Annotated in this window: 4 protein-coding genes and 1 riboswitch; all 4 genes read left to right on the top strand. The window is 46.2% G+C overall.

Translation table 11 applies throughout. The features are described 5' to 3' along the window. The first annotated feature begins 7 nt into the window (after positions 1 to 7). On the top strand, positions 8 to 76 hold the full coding sequence (locus ACWVCM_RS01205) for an ABC transporter ATP-binding protein C-terminal domain-containing protein (RefSeq protein WP_455199872.1): 69 nt from the start codon (positions 8 to 10) through the stop codon (positions 74 to 76). A 17-nt stretch (positions 77 to 93) separates the two neighbouring features. Further along, positions 94 to 801, top strand: a complete 708-nt coding sequence (gene urtE, locus ACWVCM_RS01210; protein WP_455199869.1) for an urea ABC transporter ATP-binding subunit UrtE — start codon at positions 94 to 96, stop codon at positions 799 to 801. A 214-nt stretch (positions 802 to 1015) separates the two neighbouring features. After that, a riboswitch (guanidine-I (ykkC/yxkD leader) is annotated at positions 1016 to 1147 on the top strand. A gap of 100 nt (positions 1148 to 1247) precedes the next feature. Continuing rightward, on the top strand, positions 1248 to 2306 hold the full coding sequence (locus ACWVCM_RS01215) for a putative urea ABC transporter substrate-binding protein (RefSeq protein ID WP_455199870.1): 1059 nt from the start codon (positions 1248 to 1250) through the stop codon (positions 2304 to 2306). A gap of 85 nt (positions 2307 to 2391) precedes the next feature. Then, positions 2392 to 3102, top strand: a 711-nt coding sequence (locus ACWVCM_RS01220; RefSeq protein ID WP_455199871.1) for an ABC transporter permease, incomplete at its 3' end; no start/stop codon positions are given.

Genomic DNA, 3102 nt, shown 5'->3' on the forward strand with positions numbered 1-3102 from the left:
CAGCGTACTGGCCGAAGGCAGTATGGATGAAGTGCAAAACGACCCTAAGGTCATCGAAGTTTACTTAGGCGAGTAAAGGTCAGGAGAATAACGGTGAGCAACAGCATTTTAAAGATATCTGACCTCAACCAGTACTACGGTGAAAGCCATACCCTGTGGGACGTGTCACTGGATATCAGTGCTGGTACCTGTACCTGCCTGATGGGACGTAATGGCATGGGTAAAACCACCTTACTGAAATCTATCATGGGATTATTACCTGTCGAATCTGGCAGGATTGAGTTTGATGGTGAAAATATAGCTGCTATGCCCGCCGACAAACGTGCGCATATTGGTATTGGATATGTACCCCAGGGCCGGGAAATTTTTGGCCAGCTCACAGTAGAAGAAAATCTGCAAATCGGTCTGCAAGCCAGGAGCGATAAAAAGAAAGTCATTCCCGAACGTATCTATGAACTGTTCCCGGTGTTAAAAGAAATGCTGAAACGACGCGGTGGTGACTTATCGGGTGGTCAACAACAGCAGTTAGCCATTGGCAGGGCGCTTGTCATCGAACCGAAACTGTTAATTCTTGATGAACCTTGCGAAGGTATACAGCCCAACATCGTGCATCAGATTGGCGATGTCATTTTAAAGCTCAACCAGGAAGAAAACCTCACCGTATTGTTGGTGGAACAAAAACTCCCTTTTGCTCGCAGGGTGGGCAAAGAGTTTGCCATTATGAACAATGGTCGCAATGTAGCTAACGGCAAAATGAAAGAGCTTAACGATGAGCTCATCAAACAACATCTCACGGTTTAAACTTGAGCCAACCTGCGGTTTATTTGCAATCGCACCATCATCAAACATCTAGTATGTTCTTGCACCAAAACAGCTCATGGATAACTTCAATATAACATTAAGTTGTTGATTTTATTGCGTGGCATACTCCATGCAATTCAGTAAACACTATACACAGTATTACCAGCACATTGGAATTAACGGCATTTGTGATTAGCCGTTGCTGTAAAACTAATCAATGGATGGCTAGGGTTCCGGCTTATTAATTTTTCACAATAGGCGACTGGTCCGAGAGCCATCGACCTTCCGCATTTTTGGGTGGCTCCCTGCGGACAAGGTTACACGGCGGGATAAAAGCCCGGGAGACTCAACAGCATTAAGCCGTTGGTTCCCCCTGTGCAAAGTTTTTATCAAGCAAATGTTACGTAATGAACATTAACCGTGTTGCCTCTAAGGGGAGTTCTGCAATGAAAACACATAAGAAGTTAATCTTTATTTTTATCCTTCTCTCTATCGCTTTACTGTCCACACCTTTGCACGCCAAAGACAAGTTCAAAGTCTGCTGGTCCATTTATGTGGGCTGGATGCCCTGGGATTATGGCGCCAAAGAAGGCATCGTAAAAAAATGGGCTGACAAATACGGCATCACTATCGATGTGGTGCAAATCAATGACTACATAGAGTCCATCAACCAGTACACGGCCGGTGGTTTCGATGGCTGCACCATGACTAACATGGACGCGTTAACCATTCCTGCTGCGGGAGGTGTTGACTCTACTGCATTAGTTGTTGGTGACTTCTCCAATGGTAATGACGGCATCGTGCTGAAAGGTAAATCCGCGTTAAAAGACATCAAAGGTCAAAAAGTAAATCTTGTCGAGCTTAGTGTATCCCATTACCTGTTGGCCCGCGCACTGGACAGCGTTGGCATGTCAGAAAAAGACGTCAAGGTGGTTAATACTTCGGATGCTGACATGGTAGCGGCCTATGGTACGCCTGACGTCACATCGGTTGTCACCTGGAATCCCCTGCTCAGTGAAATCACTGCCATGCCCAAAAGTGCCAAGGTTTTTGACTCCAGCAAGATACCGGGTGAAATCATTGACCTCATGGTAGTTAACACCAAAACCCTGAAAGACAATCCCAAGTTCGGTAAAGCACTCACAGGCGCATGGTATGAAATCATGGCCGCCATGAAAGATGGATCACCAAAAGCCAAATCTGCCCGTACATTTATGGCTAAAGCTTCCGGTACCGATCTCGCAGGTTATGAAGCACAATTAGCCACCACCCAAATGTTCTTCGATGCAAAGGATGCGGTCAAATTTACCAACAGCCCCAAGCTAAAGAAAACCATGCAATATGTTGCGGAATTCAGCTTTGAACATGGTTTGTTAGGTGAAGGCGCACCCGATGCCGGTTTTATCGGCATTGAAACGCCAGCTGGCTTATATGGAAGTTCAGGCAATGTAAAATTACGCTTTGATCCTTCCTATATGAAAATGGCGGCAGACGGCAAACTATAATTTGTCAATTTAATCTTTTGCATTAACAGGGGGCTAAAAAAACCGGCCCCCTCCACACCCGCGGATCAGAACCATGAAACGTGTAATGAACATACACCCGGGCACGGTGGGTAAAGTATTGCTGGGCATGTTGCCTTTCATCCTTACCCTCATTGTGTATCTATGGGCATCCGATGCGCGCCTGGAAATGAATCCTAATGACAAACTTATGCCATCGTTTACCAAAATTGGCGACGCCCTGGAACGTATGGCATTTGAACCCAGTAAACGTACTGGTGAATACTTATTATGGAGTGACACGCTCGCCAGTTTACAACGCTTGCTACTGGGTGTTTCCATAGCGGCCTTATTGGGTTTAATCGTCGGCCTGGTCAATGGCGCTATTCCAGTAGTGCGAGCTAACTTATCACCCTATGTCACAACACTGTCTCTAATCCCACCCATGGCCATTTTACCAATCCTGTTTATTGTTTTTGGTTTGGGTGAACTGGCCAAGGTAATGCTTATCGTGATCGGTATTACGCCGTTTATCATGCGCGACATGCAAGCGCGCACGCTGGAATTACCAGCGGAACAACTTATCAAAGCCCAGACACTGGGCGCCTCTACCTGGCAAGTAATGGTGAGGGTCATCATTCCACAAATTTTGCCACGCTTGATTCAAGCAGTGCGATTATCTCTGGGCCCAGCCTGGTTGTTTTTAATTGCCGCTGAAGCTATCGCGGCAGAACAGGGATTGGGCTATCGCATTTTTCTGGTAAGGCGTTATTTGTCCATGGATGTCATCTTACCCTAC

Source organism: Kaarinaea lacus, assembly GCF_975902315.1.

Bases quoted from the DNA above. Each gene is read 5' to 3' on its own strand.
- ACWVCM_RS01215 (WP_455199870.1), top strand. From the start codon at position 1,248: ATGAAAACACATAAGAAGTTAATCTTTATTTTTATCCTTCTCTCTATC.